At 68.7% G+C, this 21,870-nt stretch carries 3 protein-coding genes; all 3 read left to right on the top strand.

What is annotated here, in order from left to right:
* Positions 1–262 precede the first annotated feature (262 nt).
* The 3 genes from ACNFH5_RS25125 to ACNFH5_RS25115 are packed head-to-tail and all read left to right on the top strand — an operon-like array spanning position 263 to position 21,806.
* Positions 263–13,036: a non-ribosomal peptide synthase/polyketide synthase gene (locus tag ACNFH5_RS25125; RefSeq protein ID WP_416750718.1), complete on the top strand. Its 12,774-nt coding sequence runs from the start codon at positions 263–265 to the stop codon at positions 13,034–13,036.
* Positions 13,036–20,847: an amino acid adenylation domain-containing protein gene (locus ACNFH5_RS25120; protein WP_416750716.1), complete on the top strand. Its 7,812-nt coding sequence runs from the start codon at positions 13,036–13,038 to the stop codon at positions 20,845–20,847. The genes ACNFH5_RS25125 and ACNFH5_RS25120 overlap by 1 nt, the downstream gene beginning before the upstream one ends.
* Complete coding sequence (locus ACNFH5_RS25115; RefSeq protein ID WP_416750714.1) at positions 20,844–21,806, top strand: alpha/beta hydrolase; 963 nt, start codon at positions 20,844–20,846, stop codon at positions 21,804–21,806. Before ACNFH5_RS25120 ends, ACNFH5_RS25115 begins: the two co-directional genes overlap by 4 nt.
* Positions 21,807–21,870: the final 64 nt, after the last annotated feature.

Genomic DNA, 21,870 nt, shown 5'->3' with positions numbered 1-21,870 from the left:
GCGGCCCCCCGCCCCCCCCCCCCCCCCCCGCCCCCCCCCCCCCCCCCCCGCCCCCCCCCCCCCCCCCCCCCCCCCCCCCCCCCCCCCCCCCCCCGCGTCCAGCGCCGGAGCGGCCGGAGGCACCCTCTCCCTAACCCTCTCCCTGAAGGGAGAGGGAACAGTTCGGAGTACCGGGTCAGCGCCTGCCACGGCCATGGCCCGGTAAGCCTCACGAATTTCCTCCGGCAGGCCCCACGCGCCCGCCGCCAGAACAGGTGATGTCATGAACGACCGTTACGAAGCCGCAGGAAACCTGGTCGAGGCCCTGCTACAACGCGCCTGCGAAATGCCGCGCAAGACCGCCCTGCGATTCATCGCCGAGAACGTCGAACAGCCCATCAGCTTCCGCGAACTGGACGAACGCGCTCGCGCCATGGCCGCCTGGATGCTGCGCCACGGCCAGCAAGGCGACCGCGCCGTGCTGCTATTGCCCAGCGGTCCTGAATACGTCACGGCGTTCTTCGCCTGCCTTTACTCAGGGATCATCGCCGTGCCGGCCTATCCGCCGGAGTCGGTGCGCCCGCAGCACCTGGCGCGCCTGCGCTCGATACTCGACGACGCCGAGCCCAGCCTGGTGCTCACCGACTCCACGCTGATCGAAGCGCTGCGCCCGGCGTGCGAGCGCGAGAACGGCGAGAGCCCGCTGCTGCTGGCGGTGGACCAGGCCAACCCGGCGCTGGCCGTGGAGTGGCAGATGCCCGAGTTGGCCGATGACGACATCGCCTTCCTGCAGTACACCTCCGGCTCCACCTCGACGCCCAAGGGGGTGCAGGTCAGCCATGGCAACCTGGTCGCCAACGAGCGCCTGATCCGTCACGGCTTCGGCATCGGTGACGACGACGTGATCGTCAGCTGGCTGCCGCTGTTCCACGACATGGGCCTGATCGGCGGGCTGCTGCAGCCGATCTACAGCGGTATCGAGTGCGTGCTGATGTCGCCGCGCTACTTCCTCGAGCGCCCGCGCCGCTGGCTGGAAGCCATTGCCCGCTTTGGCGGCACCGTCAGCGGCGGGCCGGACTTCGCCTATCGCCTGTGCTGCGAGCGGGTCAACGAATCCGCCCTGGAAGGCCTCGACCTGAGCAAATGGCGCGTGGCCTTCTCCGGCTCCGAGCCGATCCGCCCGGACACCCTGGAGCGCTTTGCCGCCTGGTTCGCCCCGGCACAATTCGATGCCTCTTCCTTCTATGCCTGCTACGGCCTTGCCGAAGCGACCCTGTTCGTCACCGGTGGCGTGCGTGGGGAAGGCATTGCGCAGCTGGAAGTCGACCTCAACGCCCTGGGTGAAAACATCGCCCGCCCGGGGCGCGGTACTTCGCTGATCAACTGCGGTCGCACCCAGCCGGACCACGACGTGCAACTGGTCGACCCGCTGAGCGGCGAAACCCTCGGCCCGGACCGCGTCGGCGAAATCTGGAGCAGCGGCCCCAGCGTCGCCCTCGGTTACTGGCGCAACCCGCAAGCCAGCGCGCGCACCTTCGTCGAGAAGGACGGCCGCACCTGGCTGCGTACCGGCGACCTGGGCTTCCTGCACAACGGCGAGCTGTTCGTCACCGGTCGCCTGAAGGACATGCTCATCGTCCGTGGCCAGAACCTCTACCCCCAGGACCTGGAACGCTGCGTGGAAGAGGAGGTGGACCTGGTGCGCAAGGGCCGGGTTTCCGCCTTCGCCATCGAACACCAGGGCCGCGACGGCATCGGTATCGCCGCCGAGGTCGGGCGCAGCGTGCGCAAGCTGATCTCCGCCGAGGCGCTGGCCAAGGCCATCTCCGCCGCCGTGGCGGAAACCTTCCAGGAGGCGCCGCTGGTGGTGGCGCTGCTGGAGCCGGGCGCACTGCCCAAGACCTCCAGTGGCAAGCTGCAGCGCTCGGCGTGCCGCGCCCAGTTGCTGGACGGCAGCCTGCAGGCCTATGCGATCCAGCGTGCCGGCGAGCCGATCAGCGATGGCGCCAGCGCCAAGCCGGTCGCGCCATTGTCCGTTGAAGAGCAAGCCATCGCCGCGCTGTGGAGCGAGGTGCTGGAGCTGCCGGCGATCCGCCGTGACGACAACTTCTTCGCCCTGGGTGGCAACTCCATCAAGGCCACTCAACTGATGGCGCGCCTGCGTGAACGTCTGGGCCGTGCCGTGGCATTGCGCCTGCTGTTCGAAGCGCCGGAGCTGGGTGCCTTCGTTGCTGCCCTGGCCACCTTGCCGACCGAGCAGGTCGCGGCCGTGCCGCAGGTCCCGCGTGACGGCCTGCTGCCGCTGTCTCCGGCCCAGCGTCGCCTGTGGTTCCTCTGGAAGCTCGAGCCGCAAAGCGCTGTCTACCACATCGCCGGACGCATGAACCTGCGCGGCGAACTGCGCCGCCCCGCGGTGGAGCAGGCATTCGCCGTACTGCTGGGCCGCCATGAAACCCTGCGCTGCCGCTTCATCGAGCAGGCCGATGGCGAGGTGGCGCTGAGCCTGTCCGACGCCAGCCAGGTCGAGCTGACCGAGAGCGACTTCAGCTCCCTGGGCAACGCCCGCCGTGACATCGCTGCCCGCGAGGACGCCGATGCCTTTGCTGCGCAGCCGTTCGACCTGGCCGCCGGCCCGCTGCTGCGCCTGCGCCTGCAGAACCTCGGCGGTGGCCGCCAGGCGCTGCTGCTCTGCGTGCACCACATCATCGCCGACGGCTGGTCGCTGAACCTGCTGCTGGACGAATTTGCCGAGTGCTACCGCGCCATTGTCGAGCAGCGCGAGCCGGTGCTGCCGGCGCTGTCGCGCCAGTACCTCGATCTCGCCGCCGCCCAGCAGGCCAGGCTGGAGGCGGGCGAGGGTGCCCGTCTGCTGGACTGGTGGAGCGAGCGCCTGGGCAGCGCCCATGCACCGCTGGAATTGCCGTTCACGACCGGTGAAAAAGGCCAGAGCGCCGCACTGATCGAACAGGAAGTCGATGCAGACCTGACCGGCAAACTGCGTGCCGTGGCCCAGGCCCATGGCGCGACCCTGCCGATGCTCCTGCTCAGCGCCTACAACCTGCTGTTGCAACGCTACAGCGGCCAGCACGATCTGCGCATCGGCCTGACCCAGGCTGGTCGCGAACAGCTCGACAGCGAGCGACTGGTCGGCTTCTTCGTCAACCTGCTGGTGCTGCGCAGCGAGCTGCCCGAAGGCGCCAGCCTGCGCGGCGTTCTCCGCCAACTGCGCGACGACCTGCTGCAAGCCCAGGCGCACCAGGGTCTGCCGTTCGAACAACTGGTGGAAGCCCTGCAGCCCGAACGTGGCCACGGCCGCCATCCGCTGTGCCAGGTGGCCTTCGACCACCAGTGGCAGCCGCGCGCCGGCAACGGCCTGCCGGGCGTCAGCGTGGAGGCCCTGGAGCAGCTCGACCTGGAAACCCCGTTCGACCTGGTGCTGCGCGTCCGCGAGGGTGAGCAGACCCTGCGTCTGAGCTTCTGCTATGCCCGCGAGCGTTATGCCGCCGCGGGCATGCAGCGCCTGGTCGGGCACTTCCTCGACCTGCTGCGCGCCTTGCCGCAGATGAATGCCGACGCCGTACTGGACGCCCGCGACTGGTTGCCCGCCAGCGACTGGAGCATCGCCGTCGCCGGTGATGCGCCGGTGTTCGAGGCGCTGAGCGAGACAATCGCCGCCCAGGCCCGCCGTCATCCGGCCAAGGTCGCGCTGATCGACGAGCAGCGCGAAGTGAACTTCGCCGAACTGGAGGATCGCTCCAACCGCCTGGCGCAGCGCCTGATCCAGCGCGGTATCGGCCCGGAACGCCGGGTTGCCGTGGCGCTGCCGCGCGGCGTGGACATCCCGCTGGCCCTGCTGGCCATCATGAAGGCCGGCGGCGCCTACCTGCCGCTGGACGTCGACTACCCCGAGGAGCGCCTGGCCTGGCTGATGCAGGACGCCGGCGTCGACCTGCTGCTGACCAATGCTGCACTGGCCGAGCGCCTGCCACTGCCCGAGGGCGTCGAGCGCCTGGTGCTGGAAGAGGCCGACCTCGCCAACGCCCTGGCTGTGCGCCCGCTGGTGCGCATCCAGGCGCAGAATCTTGCCTACCTGATCTACACCTCCGGCTCCACTGGCCAGCCCAAGGGCGTTGCCGTGGCCCACGGCGAGATCGCCGCGCACTGCCGCGCCATCGGCCAGCGCTACGCGATGACCAGCGAAGATCGCGAACTGATCTTCATGTCCTTCGCCTTCGACGGTGCCCACGAGCGCTGGCTTACGGCGCTGTCCCACGGGGGCAGCCTGCTGATCCGCAATGATGCGCTGTGGACCGCCGAACAAACTCTCGACCAGCTGCGCCGCCACGAAGTCACGGTGGCAGCCTTCCCGCCGGCCTACCTGCAACAGTTGGCCGAGCAGGCCATGATCCACGGCCACGCGCCGAGCATGCGCATCTACTGCTTCGGTGGCGACGCGGTGCCCGAAGCGGCCTACCAGTTGGCGCACCAGGCGCTGAAGCCACAGCACCTGATCAACGGCTACGGCCCGACTGAAACCGTGGTCACCCCGATGCTCTGGAAGGCCGACGCGCGTACCACGTGCGGCGCCGCTTACGCGCCCATCGGCGAGGTGGTCGGCGAACGCAGCCTGTACATCCTCGACGACCGCCTGCAACCGCTGCCGCGCGGCGTGGCTGGGGAGCTGTACATCGGCGGGCATGGCCTGGCTCGCGGCTACCACCAGCGCGCCGGTATGACCGCTGAGCGCTTCGTGGCCGACCCGTATGCCGACGGCCTTCGCCTGTACCGCAGCGGTGACCGCGTGCGCTGGCGTGAAGACGGCGCGCTGGACTACCTCGGCCGCGTCGACCAGCAGGTGAAGATCCGCGGCTTCCGCATCGAGCCGGGCGAGATCGAGTCCCGCCTGCGTGCGCTGCCCGGCGTGCGCGAAGCGGCAGTGATCGCCCGTGACAGCGAGCGTGGCAAGCGCCTGCTGGGCTATGTCGTCGGCGAAGCGCTTGCCGAAGACGCCTTGAAAGCTGCGCTGCGCGCACAACTGCCGGACTACATGGTGCCGTCGCGCCTCCTCGTGCTCGACCAGATGCCGCTCAATGCCAACGGCAAGATCGACCGCAAGGTGTTGCCCGATCCGCAGGATGCCGCCAGCACCGCCGAAGCCCCGCGCGACGGCCTGGAAAGCCGAGTGGCTGCTGTCTGGGCCGAAGTGCTCGGCGTGCCGGCCGTAGGTCGCGTGGACGACTTCTTCGAGCTGGGCGGCCATTCGCTGCTGGCCACGCAGGTCATCTCCCGCCTGCGCCGTGACCTGGGCTGCGAAGTCCCCCTGCGCGACCTGTTCGAAGCCAGCCGCCTGGACGAGTTCGCTGCCCGCCTGGGCGCTGCGAATTCCAGTACTCGCCCGCCGTTGCGCGCCGTGGCCCGTGACGGCGACCTGCCGCTGTCCGCCGCCCAGAGCCGCCTGTGGTTCTTCTGGCAGATGGAGCCGGCCAGCGCCGCCTACAACGTGCCGGGCGCTCTGCGCCTGCGCGGCGAGCTGGATGAGTCCGCGCTGCGTCGTGCCTTCGATGCCCTGGTGGCGCGCCATGAAACCCTGCGTACCACCTTCGACGAAGTGGATGGTCAGGCTTTCCAGCGTATCCAGCCGGCGCAACCCCTGGATCTCGCGAGGGTCGATCTGTCCGCTGAAAAAGACCCCGAAAGCGCCACCCGCCGCCTGGCGGAGGAAGAAGCACAGCGCCCGTTCGACCTGCGCAACGGCCCGTTGCTGCGCCTGACCCTCATCAAGCTTTCCGACGCCGACCACGTGCTGCTGCTGACGATGCACCACATCGTCTCCGATGGCTGGTCGATCCGCGTGCTGGTGGACGAATTCAGCCGTCTCTACGGCGCCTTCGCCGCTGGCGAAGCGCTGCAGCTGCCTGCGCTGCCGGTGCAGTACGCCGACTACGCCCAGTGGCAGCGCGAGCTGCTGTCGGGCGAGGAGGGCCAGCGTCAGCTGGGCTGGTGGACCGAGCAGCTCAATAGCGATACGCCTGTACTGGAGCTGGCAGCCGACCGCCCGCGCCCGGCCGTGCAGAGCTACCGCGGCGGCAGCCTCGGCTTCAGTCTTGACGCTGGGCTTGGTGCACGCCTGAAACAACTGGCCCGCGAGCAGGACGTCACCCTGTTCATGCTGCTGCTCGGTGCCTACGCCGTGCTGATGCAACGCTACAGCGGCCAGCGCGACCTGCGCGTCGCGGTGCCCATCGCCAACCGCCAGCAGCTGGAAACCGAAGGGCTGATCGGCTTCTTCGTCAACACCCAGGTCATGCCGTGCCAGCTTGCCGACGACGAGTCCTTCGCCGCGTTGCTGGCCCGCCTCAAGCCTCTGGCGCTGGGCGCGCAAGTGAACCAGGACCTGCCGTTCGAACAGCTGGTGGAAGCGCTGCAACCCGAACGCAGCCTGGCCTACAACCCGCTGGTGCAGGTGAAATTCAACTTCGGCTTCGACGTCAGCCGCCTGCCCGACGCCGGCGCGCTGAAGCTGGAACTGTTCAGCGAGGAACAGTACGGCGCACGCTTCGACCTGGCCCTGGACATGGCCGAGGCGCTGGACGCCAGCGGCCAGCCGGGCGATGAACTGCGCGGCAGCTTCGTCTATGCCCGCGACCTGTTCGACGAGGACAGCGTCGCTGCCATCGCCGGCCAGTTCGAAGCCCTGCTGCGCCAGCTGTGCGCCGAGCCGCAGCGTGCGCTGGGCGAGCTGCCGCGCCCGGTGGCCTCGCGTCGTCGTGGCGAAGCCCGGCAGTGGCCGCAGCAGGACGTGCTCGGCCTGTTCACCGCGCAAGTTGCCGCGCAACCGGATGCCATTGCGGTACAGGATGAGGGCGTGCGCTACAGCTATGCCGAGCTGGATGCCCGCAGCAATCGCCTGGCCAACGCGCTGATCGACAGCGGTGTGGAGCCGGTTGAGTGCATCGCCATTTGCCAGCAACGCAGCGCGCAGTGGGTGCTCCTGCTGCTGGGTGTGCTCAAGGCTGGTGCCACCTATGTGCCACTGGACCCGGCGCAGCCTGCCGAACGCCTGCGTCGGCTGATCCAGGACAACGGTATCGGCCGCGTACTGGTGACCGAACCGGCTCTGCTGGAAACCTTCGCAGAGGCAGCCATGCTGATCCCGGCCGGTGGCCCGGAGCAGGGCAGTGCCGCCGCGCCTGCTCGGAGCGTCGATCCGCAGCAGGCCGCCTACGTCATCTTCACCTCCGGCTCCACTGGCCAGCCCAAGGGCGTGCGCGTCAGCCACGCAGCGCTGGCCAACTACGTGCAAGCCGTGCTCGAGCGCCTGCAACTGGACCAGTGCCGTGCCCGGGGTCTTGGCATGGCGATGGTTTCCTCGGTGGCCGCCGACCTCGGCCACACCACGCTGTTCGGCGCGCTGTGCGGCGGTGGCCGCCTGCACCTGGCGGATGCCAAGGTGGTGGCGGATGCCGAACGCTTCGCCGCGTTCATGCAGGACGTGGACGTGCTGAAGATCGTCCCCAGCCATCTCGCCGGATTGCTGGCGGCCGCACCGAATGCTGCCGCTGTGCTGCCACGCCGCCTGCTGGTGCTGGGCGGTGAAGCCTGTGACCGCGCGCTGCTGCAACCCATCCGCGAACTCGCGCCCAAGCTGCGCATCGTCAACCACTACGGCCCCAGCGAATCCACCGTTGGCGTGCTGACCCACGAATGGTCGCTGGTGGATGATCTGCCGGCGGCCAGCCTGCCCATCGGTACGCCGTTGGCCAACACCGCCATCCGCGTGCTCGACGAGAAGGGTCGTGACCTGCTGCCGGGCGTAGCGGGCGAGCTGTACATCGGCGGCGCCGGTTTGGCGCTGGGCTACCTCGGCCTACCGGAAATGACGGCGGAGCGCTTCGTAGAGATCGAAGGCGAGCGCCTGTACCGCAGCGGTGACCGCGTGCGCCTGAATCGTCGCGGCGCCGTGGAATTCCTCGGCCGCGTGGATGATCAGGTGAAGATTCGCGGCTATCGCGTCGAGCCGGGCGAACTGGCGCAAGCACTCAAGCGCCTGCCTGGCGTGCGCGATGCCGTGGCCCTGGCCGAGCGTGAAGGCGACGGCCCGATGAAGCTGCTGGCCTGGGTCGTGGCCGAAGGGAAGAGCGTTGAAAGTCTGCGTGAAAGCCTGGCCGCCGAAGTCCCCGAATACCTGCTGCCGGCGCAGCTGATGCTGCTGGAGTGCCTGCCGCTGAACGCCAACGGCAAGGTGGACCGCAAGGCGCTGCCGCGTGTCGAGATGGCGGCCAAACCGTTGGACAGCGCACCGCTCTCCGAGCTGGAGCAGCGCATCGCCGACATCTGGCAGGCGGTGCTGAAGGTCGAGCGCGTCGGTGCCGAGGACAACTTCTTCGAACTGGGCGGCGACTCCATCCTCAGCCTGCAGATCATCGCGCGTATCCGTAAGCTGGGTTACAAGCTCAGTCCGAAACAGCTGTTCGAGCGGCAGAGCGTCCGCCAGCTCGCGCAGTGGCTGGAAAGCCGCGCGCCGTCCGCCGCTGCTGCTCCGGCGCCGGTTACCGCCATCACTGGCGAAGTCGTCTTGTCGCCGGTGCAGGCGCGCTTCTTCGAGCGTGTACCGAGCCCCCAGCGTCACCACTGGAACCAGGCACTGCTGTTGCAACCGCGTGAAGCACTGGATGGCGATGCCCTGGCTCGTGGCCTGCACTGGCTGGTCGGCCAGCACGACGCACTACGACTGCGCTTCGACGGCAGCCGCCAGCGCTACGCGGAACAGGGGCCGCTGGACATGACCCTCCTGTGGCGCCGTCGCGCCGCCGACGCTCGCACCCTGGAGCGCCTGTGCGACGACGCCCAGGCCAGCCTGGATATCGCCAACGGCCCGCTGCTGCGTGCCATGCACGTCACGCTGGAAAGCGGCGGCGAACGCCTGCTGCTGGTCATCCACCACCTGGCGGTGGATGGCGTGTCCTGGCGCATCCTGCTGGAGGACCTGCAGTACGCCTACCGCGAACTGCGCGCCGGCCGCACTCCGGCAGCGCTGCCGCGCAGCGACAGCTACCAGGCCTGGAGCGCCCGCCAGCAGGCGGCCGCCAACAGCGCCGAAGTCGCTGCCGAGCTGGCTTACTGGCAAGGCGAACTGCGCGGTGCGCCGTCGCTCAAGCGTGCCCGCACCGATGTTCCGGGCACCTGGAAAGAAGCCGCCAATGCGCGTTTCAGCCTCGACGCCGACACCACCCGCCAACTGCTTGGCCCGGCACTGAAGGCGCAGCGCGTGCAGATCAACGACCTGCTGCTGACCGCGCTGGCCCGCGCCCTGTGTGCCTGGACTGGCGAAACCTCCGCGCTGGTGGAGATGGAAGGTCACGGCCGGGATGCCGTCGATGGCGAAGCGGCGCTGGACCTGAGCCGTTCCGTGGGCTGGTTCACCGCGCTTTACCCTGTCCGCCTGCATGCCGGCGGCGAGCCGGGCGCGGACCTGCGCGCCACCCGCGAACACCTGCGCAACCTGCCGCGCGCCGGCATGGGTTACGGCCAACTGCGCTATCTCAGCCAGCACGCGGCCAGCCTGCGTGACCTGCCGGCGCCGCAGGTGACCTTCAACTACCTCGGCCAGCTCGACCAGGCGTTTGCCGACGCCGACTTCCTGCCGGCCTTCGAAGGTGTAGGCCGTAGCCAACCGCTGAATGCCGCGCTAGGCAATGCGCTGGTCTACGCCGGCCGTGTGCTCGGCGGTGAGCTGAGCCTGGAAGTCACCTACAGCCGCTTCATGTTCGACGCTGCCGACATCGACGAGCTGCAAGCGCTGCTGCGCGCCGAATTGCAGGCGCTGGTCGCTTATTGCCTGAATACGCCACGCCCGCTGCAAGCCAGCGAACTGCCGATGCTCGGGCTCGACCAGCAACAGCTCGATGCACTGCCGCTGCCGGCCGGCGTGGACGATCTCTATCCGCTGTCGCCGATGCAGCAGGGCATGCTGTTCCACGCCCTCGACGTGCCGGGTTCCTCGCTCTACGTCAACCAGCTGCGCGTCGATCTCGATGGCCTCGATGAAGCCCGCTTCCTCGACGCCTGGCGCGCGGTCATCGCCCGCCACGCCAACCTGCGCACCGGCTTCCTCGCCAGCGCGGATGCGGCGCCGCTGCAGTTAGTCCTGCACGACGTGCAACTGCCGCTACAGTCCTTCGACTGGCGCGATCAGCCGGTCAGCGCGCAGCAGTTGGAAAGCGTCGCAGATGCCCAGCGCAACCTCGCCTTTGACTTGGCCAAGCCACCGCTGCAGCGCCTGGCGCTGGTGAGGCTGGGCGAGCGTCGCTACCACCTGATCTGGACCTGCCACCACCTGCTGCTGGACGGCTGGAGCAGTGCGCGGCTGATCGGCGAAGTGCTCGCGCTCTACCGTGGTGAAACCCTGCCGGTGCCCGCCGCGCAGTACGGCGATTACATCGCCTGGCTGCACGCCCAGGACGGCGCCGCCGGTGAGACCTTCTGGCGCGAACGCCTGAAAGAGTTCGATGAGCCGACCCTGCTGGCCACCGCCTGCAACGCCGGGTTCCGTGACGAGCCGCTGCGCGAACTGCACAGCCGCCTCGACTGCGCGCCGCTGCAACGCTTTGCCCAGGCCCAGCGCATCACCCTCAACACCCTGGTGCAGGGCGCCTGGGCGCTGCTGCTGCAACGTTACTGCGGCCAGCGCAGCGTCACCTTCGGCGCCACCGTGGCCGGGCGACCGGCCACCTTGCCGGGGGCGGAGGAGAGCCTCGGCCTGTTCATCAACACGTTGCCGATCCTGCAATGCCCGGACGACGCCCAGCGCGTCGGCGACTGGCTGCGCCAGCTGCAGGCCTTCAACCTCGACGTGCGCGAGTTCGAGCACACGCCGCTGTACGACATCCAGCGCTGGGCCGGCCGCGGCGGGCAGGCGCTGTTCGACAGTATCATCGTGTTCGAGAACTTCCCCATGGACGCGGCGCTGGCGTCTTCGGGCAACGATGATCTGCGTATCCTCGGCCACCACCCGGTGGACGGCACCAACTACGCCCTGGCCCTGGTGGCCAGCGCCGGCGAGCAGCTGGACGTGCGCTACACCTACCGCGCCGACCGCCTGAGCGCGAGCCAGGTCGAGCAACTACGTGGCCACTTCGAGCACCTGCTGCTGACCCTGGTGGAAGACGCCGAACGCCCCCTGGGCCGGGTCTGCCAACTGGCCGACGCCGAGCGCCACTCGCTGCTGCAACGCTTCAACGACACCGCGGCGAGGTTCCCGGCCGATGTGCAGCTGCAGGAGCTGATCGAGCGCCAGGTTGCCGCGACCCCGGATGCGCTGGCCCTGCAATTCGCTGACCAGCGCCTGAGCTACGCCCAGCTCAACGCCCGCGCCAACCAGCTCGCGCACTGGCTGCGCGGCCAGGGTGTCGGCCCGGATGTGCTGGTCGGCGTGGCCGCCGAGCGTTCGCTGGAACTGGTGGTGGCCCTGCTGGGCATCGTCAAGGCCGGCGGTGCCTACGTGCCGATGGACCCGGACTACCCGCAGGACCGCCTGCAACACATGCTCAGCGACAGCGGCGTGGGGCTGCTGCTGACCCAGCGACACCTGCTCGATCGCTTGCCGGCGAGTGGCGCCCGACGGGTCTGCCTGGACAGCCAGTGGAGCGAAATCGCCACGGCCGGCGAACAGAACCCGGCCAGCGCCGGCAGCCCGCAGAATCTTGCGTACCTCATCTACACCTCTGGCTCTACGGGCAAACCCAAGGGCGCCGGCAACAGCCATCGCGCACTGGTCAACCGCTTGCACTGGATGCAGAAAGCCTACGCGCTGGATGCCTCCGACCGCGTGCTGCAGAAGACTCCGTTCAGCTTCGACGTGTCGGTGTGGGAGTTCTTCTGGCCGCTGATGACCGGAGCGGCACTGGTAGTGGCTGCGCCCGGCGCGCACCGCGATCCGGCAGCGCTGCGCCAGGTGATCGAGGCGGGGCAGGTCACTACGCTGCACTTCGTGCCGTCGATGCTGCAGGCCTTCGTCGCTTCCGGCGAACTGGAGCGCTGCCCGTCGCTGTTGCAGGTGATGTGTTCCGGCGAGGCGCTGCCTTACGAGCTGCAACAGCAGTTCCGCCAGCGCAGCAGCGCGAAGCTGCACAACCTCTACGGCCCGACGGAGGCGGCGATCGACGTCAGCTTCTGGGCCTGCGACGAGGACAACGCGCGGCACGTCGTGCCCATCGGCCGGCCCATCGACAACCTGCGCCTAGTACTGCTGGACGAGCGCCTGGAGCCGGTGCCGCAGGGTGTGGCCGGCGAGCTGTACATCGGCGGCGTGGGTCTGGCGCGCGGCTACCACGCGCGCCCCGGGCTGACGGCTGAACGCTTCATTGCCGATCCGTTTGGCAGCGCTGAGCGGCTGTACCGCACCGGCGACCTGGCTCGCCAGCGTGAAGACGGCGCCATCGAGTACCTGGGACGCCTCGACCACCAGGTGAAGATTCGCGGCCTGCGCATCGAGCTGGGCGAGATCGAGGCCCGCCTGCAAGCGCAGCCTGAGGTCAGCGAAGCGGTGGTGGTGGCGAAGGACGGCGTGCTGCTGGCCTACGTCGTCGCCAGCGCCGAACCCGAAGCCCTGCGCCAGGCGCTGCAAGGCGATCTGCCGGACTACATGGTGCCGTCGCGGATCATCGCCCTCGACGCCATGCCGCTGTCGCCCAACGGCAAGCTGGACCGCAAGGCCCTGCCGGACCCGCAACTGGGCGAGCGCCTGCGCGAATACGTGGCGCCACGCAGCGACCTGGAAGTCGAGCTGGCCGGTATCTGGCAGCACGTGTTGCAGGTGGATCGCGTCGGCCTGCACGACGACTTCTTCGAACTGGGCGGCCATTCACTGCTGCTCACCCAGGTCGGCCTGACTCTGCGTCAGCGCCTGGGCCTTGAGCTGCCGCTGCATCGCCTGTTCGAGCTGAGCAACATCGAAGCGTTGGCCGCCTGGATCGAGTCGCAGCGGGCAAGCTCGGCCAGCGCAGAAGAGGAACTGGACCTGATGGATGAACTGCTCGGCGAGCTGGAGAATCTGTAATGACTCAACCGATGGACGCCCAGCTGAAACAGGTCGCGGAGCGCCTTGGCGCGCTGCCTGAGGACAAGCAGATCGTCTTCCTGCGTCAGCTTCGCGAGAAGGGCGTGAGCCTCTCGCGCCTGCCGATCCTCCGCGAAGGACGCGAGCATGCGCCGCTCTCGGCGGCCCAGGCGCGCCTGTGGTTCCTCTGGCAGATGGAGCCGCATAGCGCCGCCTACAACATCCCGGCCGCCGTGCGCCTGCGGGGCGCGCTGGACGAGGGCGCGCTGGAGCGCGCCTTCACTGCACTGATCGCGCGCCATGAAAGCCTGCGCACCGTCTTCCGTAGGGCGTATAACGCTGACGCGTTATACGCCCTACCAGCGCCGGGTGACGAAGTCATGCAGTGCATCCTGCTGCCTGGGCCGGCATACCTGGAGCGGCAGGATTTCCAGCACGAAGCAGAAGCTCGCCAATGGCTGAACCACTGCGCGCAACGTTCCTTCGACCTCGCCGAAGGCCCGCTGCTGCGCCTGCATTTGGCGCGCCTGCCGGGTGAAGCGTTGTTGCTGGTGAACCTGCACCACATCATTGCCGATGGCTGGTCCATCGGTGTGCTGATCGATGAGTTCGCGGTGCTGTACAGCGCCGAGGCGCAGGGCTCAAAAACCGACCTGGCTGAGCTGCCGATCCAGTACAGCGACATGGCCCGCTGGCAGCGCCTGTGGTTGGCGGCCGGAGAGGGCGAGCGGCAGCTTGCCTACTGGAGGGAGCAGCTGGGCGACGAATCCCTGTTGCTGACCCTGCCGGGCGACCGGCCGCGGCCGCTGGTGCAGAGCTACCGCGGCGCCACCTTCGACTTCGAGTTGCCGCGCGAGCTGAGCGACGCGCTGCGCGACCTGGCGCGCGGGCAGGGCGCCACGCTGTTCATGCTGATCCTCGCCGCCTATCAATTGCTGCTGTCGCGCTACAGCGGCCAGCGCGAGCTGCGCGTCGGCGTGCCCATCGCCGGCCGTGGCCGCGCCGAGAGCGAAAGGCTGATCGGCTTCTTCGTCAATACCCAGGTGCTGCACGCGCGCATCGACGGCGACGAATCCTTCAGCGCGTTCCTGGCCCGCACCCGAGAAGCCGTGCTGGGCGCCCAGGCCAACCCGGACCTGCCGTTCGAGCAACTGGTGGATGCGCTGCAACCCGAGCGCAGCCTGAGCTACAACCCGCTGTTCCAGGTAGCCTGCAACCACCAGCCGAGCCGCCGCGATGCCCTGCGCGAGCTGCCTGGCGGCCTGCAGCTGGAAAGCCTGGAGCTGGACAGCGGTATCGCCAAGTTCGACCTGACCCTGAACACCGAGGAAAGCCGCGACGGCCAGGTCCGCGGGCAGTTCATGTACGCCACCGACCAGTTCGACGCGACGACCCTCTCGCGCCTCGCCGGGCATTTCCTCAACCTGCTGCGCGGCCTGGTGGCCGACCCGCACTGCCCGGTGGCACGTCTGCCGCTGCTCGATGGCAGCGAGCGTGAGCAGTTGCTCTACGGCTGGAACGACACCGCGATGGACTACCCGCGCGAGGCCTGCCTGCACCAGCTGATCGAACAGCAGGTGCAGCGCTCGCCGGCTGACGTGGCGCTCACCGACGGCCAGCGCAGTTTCACTTACGCGGAATTGAACGGCCGCGCCAACCGCCTCGCGCGCTGGCTACGCGAGCAGGGCGTCGGCTCGGACAGCCGCGTCGGCGTCGCCCTGGAGCGCTCCGTCGAACTGCCGGTGGCTTTGCTCGCCGTGCTCAAGGCCGGCGGCGCCTACGTGCCGCTGGACCCGGAATTCCCCGCCGAACGCCTGGCGCACATGCTAGAGGACGGCGACGTACGCCTGCTGCTGACCCAGCAGCACCTGCTCGGCGAGTTGCCGCAGACAGGCGCCCGCGCGTTCTGCCTGGACCGCGACTGGGCGCAGTTGGATGGCTACGCCGACAGCGACCTGCACAACCTCGCGACGCCGGATGATCTGGCCTACGTCATCTACACCTCCGGCTCCACCGGCAAGCCCAAGGGCGTCGCGGTGCGCCATGGCGGGGTGGTCAACTTCATGCTCAGCATGGCCCGCGAGCCGGGCCTGGAGGCGCGGGACCGCGTCCTCGCGCTGACTTCGCTGTCCTTCGACATCTCCGCGCTGGAGCTGTACCTGCCGCTGCTGGTGGGCGGGCGTGTGGTACTGGTGGACCGCGATATTGCCCGCGACCCGTCGCGCCTGCTCGGCGTGGCGCTGGAGCAGGGCGTGACGGTGATCCAGGCGACCCCGAGCACCTGGACCCTGCTCAGTGGTCACGAGGACTTCCCGCGCCTGACCGGCTGCCGCTTCTTCTGCGGCGGCGAGGCGCTGTCCGCCGAACTGGCGGACAAGCTGACAGCCCAAACGGATGCACTGTGGAATCTCTACGGCCCCACCGAAACCACCATCTGGTCGGCGGCCTGGAAGATCGACAAGGGCGCCCGCGCGCTGCTCGGCAAGCCCATCGCCAACACCCAGTTGTACATCCTCGATGGCGAGCTGCAACCGGCGCCCATCGGTGTGGCCGGCGAGCTGTACATTGCCGGCGACGGCCTGGCACGCGGCTACCACGGGCGCCCGGAACTGACCAGCGAGCGCTTCGTCGCCGATCCCTACAGCCGGGATGCCAATGCGCGCATGTATCGCACCGGTGATCTGGCGCGCTGGCGTGCCGACGGCGTGCTGGAGTACCTCGGCCGCCTCGACCATCAGGTGAAGATTCGCGGTTTCCGTATCGAGCTGGGCGAGATCGAATCGCGCCTGCTCGGCCAGCCCGGCGTGCGCGAGGCGGTGGTGATCGCCCGCGACGCCGGAGCGGTCAAGCAACTGGTCGGCTACGTGACGGGGCAGATCGATACCGACCTGCGTGCCGCGCTGCTGGAAGAGCTGCCGGACTACATGGTCCCCGCGCAGATCGTCCTGCTCGAGCGCATGCCGCTGACGCCCAACGGCAAGCTCGACCGCAAGGCGCTGCCGGAGCCGGACTTCAGCCTGCTGCAGAAGAGCTATCGCGCGCCGCAAAGCCAGCGCGAACAGACCCTGGCGGCTATCTGGCGCGCCGTGCTGGGCCTGGAGCGGGTCGGCCTGGACGACAACTTCTTCGAGCTGGGCGGCGACTCCATCGTCTCCATCCAGGTGGTCAGCCGCGCCCGCGCCGCCGGGTTGCAGCTGAGCCCGAAGGACCTGTTCCAGCACCAGACGCTGCAGGCACTGGCCCGTGTGGCCGGTGACTACATTGCCGTCGAAACCCCGGCAACTCCGGCGGCCATCGACGCGCCGGACGCGGTGCAGCTCGCCGCCCTCGGCCTGAACCCGGCCGGAATCGAAGACATCTATCCGCTGTCGCCCATGCAGCAGGGCATGCTGTTCCATGGCGTGGACGGCAGCGAAGGTGGCGTCTACGTCAACCAGTTGCGCGTGGAAGTGCAGGGGCTGGACGTCGAGCGCTTCCGCGCTGCCTGGCAGGCCGCGCTGGATGCCCACGACAACCTGCGCGCCGGCGTGCACTGGCAAGGTCTCGACAAGCCGGTGCAGGCCGTGCACAGACACGTCGAGCTGCCGCTGGAGGTGCTCGACTGGCGTGGCCGCGAAGACCTGAGCGCGGCACTGGACGAACTGGCCGCCGCCGAACGCAGCCGCAGCTTCGACCTGGAGCGTCCGCCGCTGCTGCGCCTGGTACTGGTGCGCAGCGACGAGGTCAGCCACCAGTTGGTCTACACCCATCACCACATCCTGCTCGATGGCTGGAGCAATGCCCAGCTGTTCGCCGAGGCACTGCGTCGCTACAACGGCGAAAGCATCGCCGAGCAGGGCCGCTACCGCGACTACATCCACTGGCTGCAAGCCCAGGATCAGCAGCAGGCGCAGGATTTCTGGAGCGCGCGCCTGCAAGGCTTCGCCCAGCCCACCGTGCTGGCCGACAGCCTGGCGCGCCCGGCCGAAGGCAGCGGTCACGGCCTGGAGTACAGCCGCTACGACGCGGCGGCCACCGAACGCCTGAAAGCCTTCGCCCGCAGCCAGCGGGTGACGCTCAATACCCTGGTGCAGGCGGCGTGGGTTCTCTTGCTGCAACGCTACACCGGGCAGCAGCGCGTCGCTTTCGGCGCCACCGTGGCCGGCCGCCCCGCACAACTGGCCGGCGCCGACAGCCTGCTGGGCCTGTTCATCAACACCCTGCCCATCGTTCAGGCGCCGACCGAGCAGGCTGACCTGGGTGACTGGCTGCGCGAGCTGCAGGCCTACAACCTGGAGGTGCGCGAGTTCGAGCACACGCCGCTGTACGACATCCAGCGCTGGGCCGGCCAGGCCGGGCAGGCACTGTTCGACAGCATCATCGTGTTCGAGAACTACCCGGTCGACGCGGTACTGCGCAGCGCCCAGGGCCCGCGCTTCGGCGAGCTGAAGTCGAAGGACGAGACCAGCATCCCGATGGACCTCGCGGTGCGCGTCGGCGACCGGCTGGAGATCGAATACCAGTACCTGCGCGCACACTTCAGCGCACCGGCCGTGGCACGGCTGCGCGGCAATATGGAACAGGTGCTCGACAGCCTGCTGCACGGCGCGGGCAAGCGCGTCGGCGCGCTGCAATGCCTGTCGGCCAATGACCGCGCGGCCCTGGCCGCCTGCCGTGGCCCGCACCAGTCGCTGCCGCCCGCCGAGCCGGTACACCTGGCGATTGCGCGTCAGGCGGCTCTGCGTGGCGATGACGTGGCGCTGATCTGTGGCGACGAGGCAATCGACTACGCGGCGCTGGAGCGCGACTCCAACCGCCTGGCCCATCGCCTGATGGCGCTGGGTGTCGGCCCGGAAGTCCGTGTCGGCGTGGCATTGCCGCGCAGCGTGCGCATTCCGTTGGCGCTGCTGGCGGTGCTCAAGGCCGGCGGCGCCTACGTGCCGCTGGACGCCGAGTACCCGCGCGAGCGCCTGGAATTCCAGATGAGTGACGCCGGTATCGCGTTGCTGATCACCGACAGCCGCCTGCGTAAGCGCCTGCCGTTGCCTGAAGGCGTGCAATTGCTGGAGCTGGACGGCCTCGATCTGTCGGGCGAAGACAGCGATCTGCCGGTGGTGGCCCTGGAGCCGGAAAACCTCGCCTACCTGATCTACACCTCCGGCTCCACCGGCAAGCCCAAGGGCGTGGCGGTGAGCCACGGCCCGCTGGCCATGCACTGCGCGGCCATCGGCGAGCTGTACCAGATGGATGCAGCGACCCGCGAGCTGCACTTCATGTCCTTCGCCTTCGACGGCGCCCACGAGCGCTGGCTGACCACCCTGGTTCACGGCGGCAGCCTGGTACTGCGCGGCGATGAGCTGTGGACTCCGGAGCAGACCTACCGCGTGCTGCACGACAAGCAGGTCAGCGTGGCGGCCTTCCCGCCGGTCTACCTGCAACAACTGGCCGAGCATGCCCTGCGTGACGGCAACCCGCCGCCGGTGCGCATCTATTGCTTCGGTGGCGACGCGGTGCCCAATGCCAGCTTCGAACTGGCCAAGCGCGCACTGCGCGCGGAGCACCTGATCAATGGCTACGGCCCCACGGAAACCGTGGTCACGCCGCTGCTGTGGAAGGCCGATCGCGCGACGGCCTGCGATGCCGCCTATGCACCCATCGGCAAGGGCGTCGGTGCGCGCAGGCTCTACATCCTCGACGAACAATTGCGCCAGGTTCCGCTGGGCGTGGCTGGCGAGTTGTACATCGGCGGCGACGGCCTGGCGCGCGGTTACCATGAGCGCGCCGGCCTGACTGCCGAACGCTTTGTCGCCGATCCGTTCGATGCGAGCGGGGGCCGCCTGTATCGATCCGGCGACCTGGTGCGCGGCCGCGCCGATGGCGTGATCGACTACGTCGGGCGGATCGACCACCAGGTGAAGATTCGCGGCTTCCGCATCGAGCTGGGTGAGATCGAAGCGCGCCTGCAGGATCACCCGCAGGTCAGCGAGGCGCTGGTGGTTGCACGCGACGGCATCAGCGGCAAGCAACTGGTCGGCTACGTGGTGGGTGAAGCGGAAGGCGACGCGCTGCGCAGCTTCCTCCGCGAGCAGGTGCCGGACTACATGGTGCCGGCGCAGATTCTCAAGCTTGAGCGCTTCCCGCTGTCGCCCAACGGCAAGATCGACCGCAAGGCGCTGCCCGAACCGACCTGGCAGGGCGAAGCCTACGAGGCGCCGCGCAACGAGCGCGAGCGCGCCCTGGCCGACATCTGGCAGGACGTGCTGCAGGTGGAACGCGTGGGCATCCGCGACAACTTCTTCGATCTCGGCGGCGACTCCATCCTCAGCCTGCAGATCGTCTCCCGTGCCCGCCAGGCGCTCGGCGAGGGCGTGGAGATCCGCCTGCGCGACCTGCTGCAGTACCAGACCATCGCCGGGCTGCTGGAGCGCGCCGAGAACGTGGCTGAGTTAGCGCCGACAGCGACCGTGGAGGTCGCTGATGACGGCGAGTCCTTCGGCCTGGTGCCGATCCAGCAATGGATGTTCGAGCAGCAGCTGGAGGAGCCCAACCACTTCAACCAGGCGGTGCTGCTGGAGTGCCGCCAGCGTCTCGACGCTGATGCGCTGGAGGCATCCTTGCAAGGCTTGCTGGCCGAACACGGCAGCCTGCGTCTGTCCTTCGCCCGTGGCGCGGACGGCGTGTGGCGCCAGCGCACTCTTGAGGCCAGCGAGGTTACCGGCACGCTGCTCTGGCAGCGTCAGGCGGCGAACGCCGAGGAAGCGCTGCTGATCGCCAACCAGGCGCAGCGCAGCCTGGAACTGAGCGAAGGCCGGCTGCTGCGCGGCGTGCTCACCGACATGGCTGACGGCACCCAGCGCCTGTTGCTGGTGATCCACCACCTGGGGGTGGACGGCGTGTCCTGGCGCATCCTGCTGGAGGAGCTGCAACAGCGCTACACCGCGCAGGTCACCGGCGAGCCGGAGCCACGCTTGGAACGCACCAGCGCCTACCGGGCCTGGGCCGAAGGGCTGCGCGAGTACGCCGACAGCCAACTGGCGCAAGGCGACCTGCCGTACTGGCTGGAGCAGACCGAGACCGAGGGCCTCGGCGAGCCGCAGCGCGACAACCCGCGCGGCGCGGAGCGCATGGCGCACCTGGAGCAACTGTTCCTGCGCCTGGACCGCGAGCAGACCCAGCGCCTGCTGAAGGTAGCTCCGGAGGCTTATCGCACGCAGATCAATGACCTGCTGCTGACCGCCCTGGGCCGCACGCTCTGCCAATGGTGCGACAGCGAGTCGGTGCTGATCGGCCTGGAAGGCCACGGCCGCGAGGACATCCTTGATGCGGTCGATCACAGCCGCACCCTGGGCTGGTTCACCAGCCTGTTCCCGCTGCGCCTGACGCCGGGGCAGGGCGACTACGCCCAGGCCATCCCGGCGATCCGCCAGCAGCTGCGAGCGGTGCCGGACAAGGGTATCGGCTACGGCGCCTTGCGCTATCTGGGCGACAGCGCGCTGCGCCGCCAGCTCGCCGCCCGTGCCGAACCACGGGTCACCTTCAACTACCTCGGCCAGTTCGACCAGAGCTTCGATGAACAAGCGCTGTTCGTGCCGCTGCAGGAGAAGCCCGGCGACGCCTATGCCGCTAGCACGCCGATGAACAACTGGCTGGAGATCGTCGGCCAGGTTTACGACGGCGAGCTGACCCTGCGCTGCATGTTCAGCCGCCGGGTGTTCCGCCCGTCGCGCATCGAGGCGCTGATGGCGCAGCTGCGCATGGAACTGGAAGGGGTGATCGGCCATTGCTGCGCCCAGGTGGAAAGCGGCGCGCGCAAGGAGCAGGCCACGGTATGAACGCATTGATGAAAGAGGTTGGCATGCTGCACCCGGAGATTTCCGCCTTCCTGGACATGGTCGACGACGGCCGCCGCATGGGCCGCCCGGCGTTGCACGAACTGCCGGTGGAGCAGGCGCGGCAGGACTTCGAGGCGTCCTCGGAATCGCTCAAGGCCGGCGCGCCGTCGATGCCGGTGGAGGAACTGCTGATCCCGGCACGCGAAGGCCGGCAACTACCGGTTCGCCTGTACCGCCCGCTTGAGGCTGGCGACGGGGCGATCCTGTATTTCCACGGTGGCGGCTACACGGTCGGCAGTCTCGATTCCCACGATGGGCTGTGCCGGTTATTGGCCAGGCACTGTGCTTGTGCGGTGATTTCGGTGGGCTACCGGTTGGCGCCGGAAGCGCCGTTCCCTGCGGCGACCTTCGATGCTCGCGACGCCTGGAACTGGCTGCTGGATTCGGCCGCCAGTCTTGGCCTGGATCGGCGCCGCCTTGCCGTTGGCGGTGACAGCGCGGGCGCCACGCTGGCGACTGTGCTCTGCGCCGAGCTGGCCGGCGAGGCCGCCGAGCAACCTTGCGCCCAGTTGCTGTTCTATCCGGCGGCGGATGCCAGCGCGCGCAGCGAATCCCAGGAACTGTTCGCCGAAGGCTATCTGCTGGAGACGGCCAGCCTGGACTGGTTCTACCAGCAGTATGTGCCTGAAGTGACTCAGCGTGCTGATTGGCGTTGCTCGCCAGTTCATGCGGGGGTAGCTCTGCAAGGTAGCGCCCCGGCACTGCTGTTCGCGGCGCAGTTCGATCCACTGCTGGACGAGGGCCTGGCCTATGCCCACGCGCTGGTGGTCCAGGGCGTGGAAGTGGAGGCCGAGCGTTGCTGCGGCATGACCCACGATTTCCTGCGCATGGGCAACCTGGTGCCGGAGGTGGAGGGGTATTACCGGCGCGTGGCGGAGTTTCTCGCGGCGCGCTGGTGACGGGCTCTGCCTTGAGTGCGGTCCGCGAGCGAGCTCGCTCCTACAAGGAGCGGGGGCATAAAAA

Origin of the sequence: Pseudomonas sp. NY15435 (assembly GCF_048068295.1) — a bacterium.
Taxonomy (GTDB): domain Bacteria; phylum Pseudomonadota; class Gammaproteobacteria; order Pseudomonadales; family Pseudomonadaceae; genus Pseudomonas.
The sequence above is the reverse complement of the archived record's forward strand: the minus strand, read 5'-3'. Positions and strand labels throughout refer to the sequence as shown.

What these genes read in the sequence shown, in the direction of transcription:
- ACNFH5_RS25125 (WP_416750718.1), top strand. Translation starts at nt 263, where the DNA reads ATGAACGACCGTTACGAAGCCGCAGGAAACCTGGTCGAGGCCCTGCTA.
- ACNFH5_RS25120 (WP_416750716.1), top strand. Translation starts at nt 13,036, where the DNA reads ATGACTCAACCGATGGACGCCCAGCTGAAACAGGTCGCGGAGCGCCTT.
- ACNFH5_RS25115 (WP_416750714.1), top strand. Translation starts at nt 20,844, where the DNA reads ATGAACGCATTGATGAAAGAGGTTGGCATGCTGCACCCGGAGATTTCC.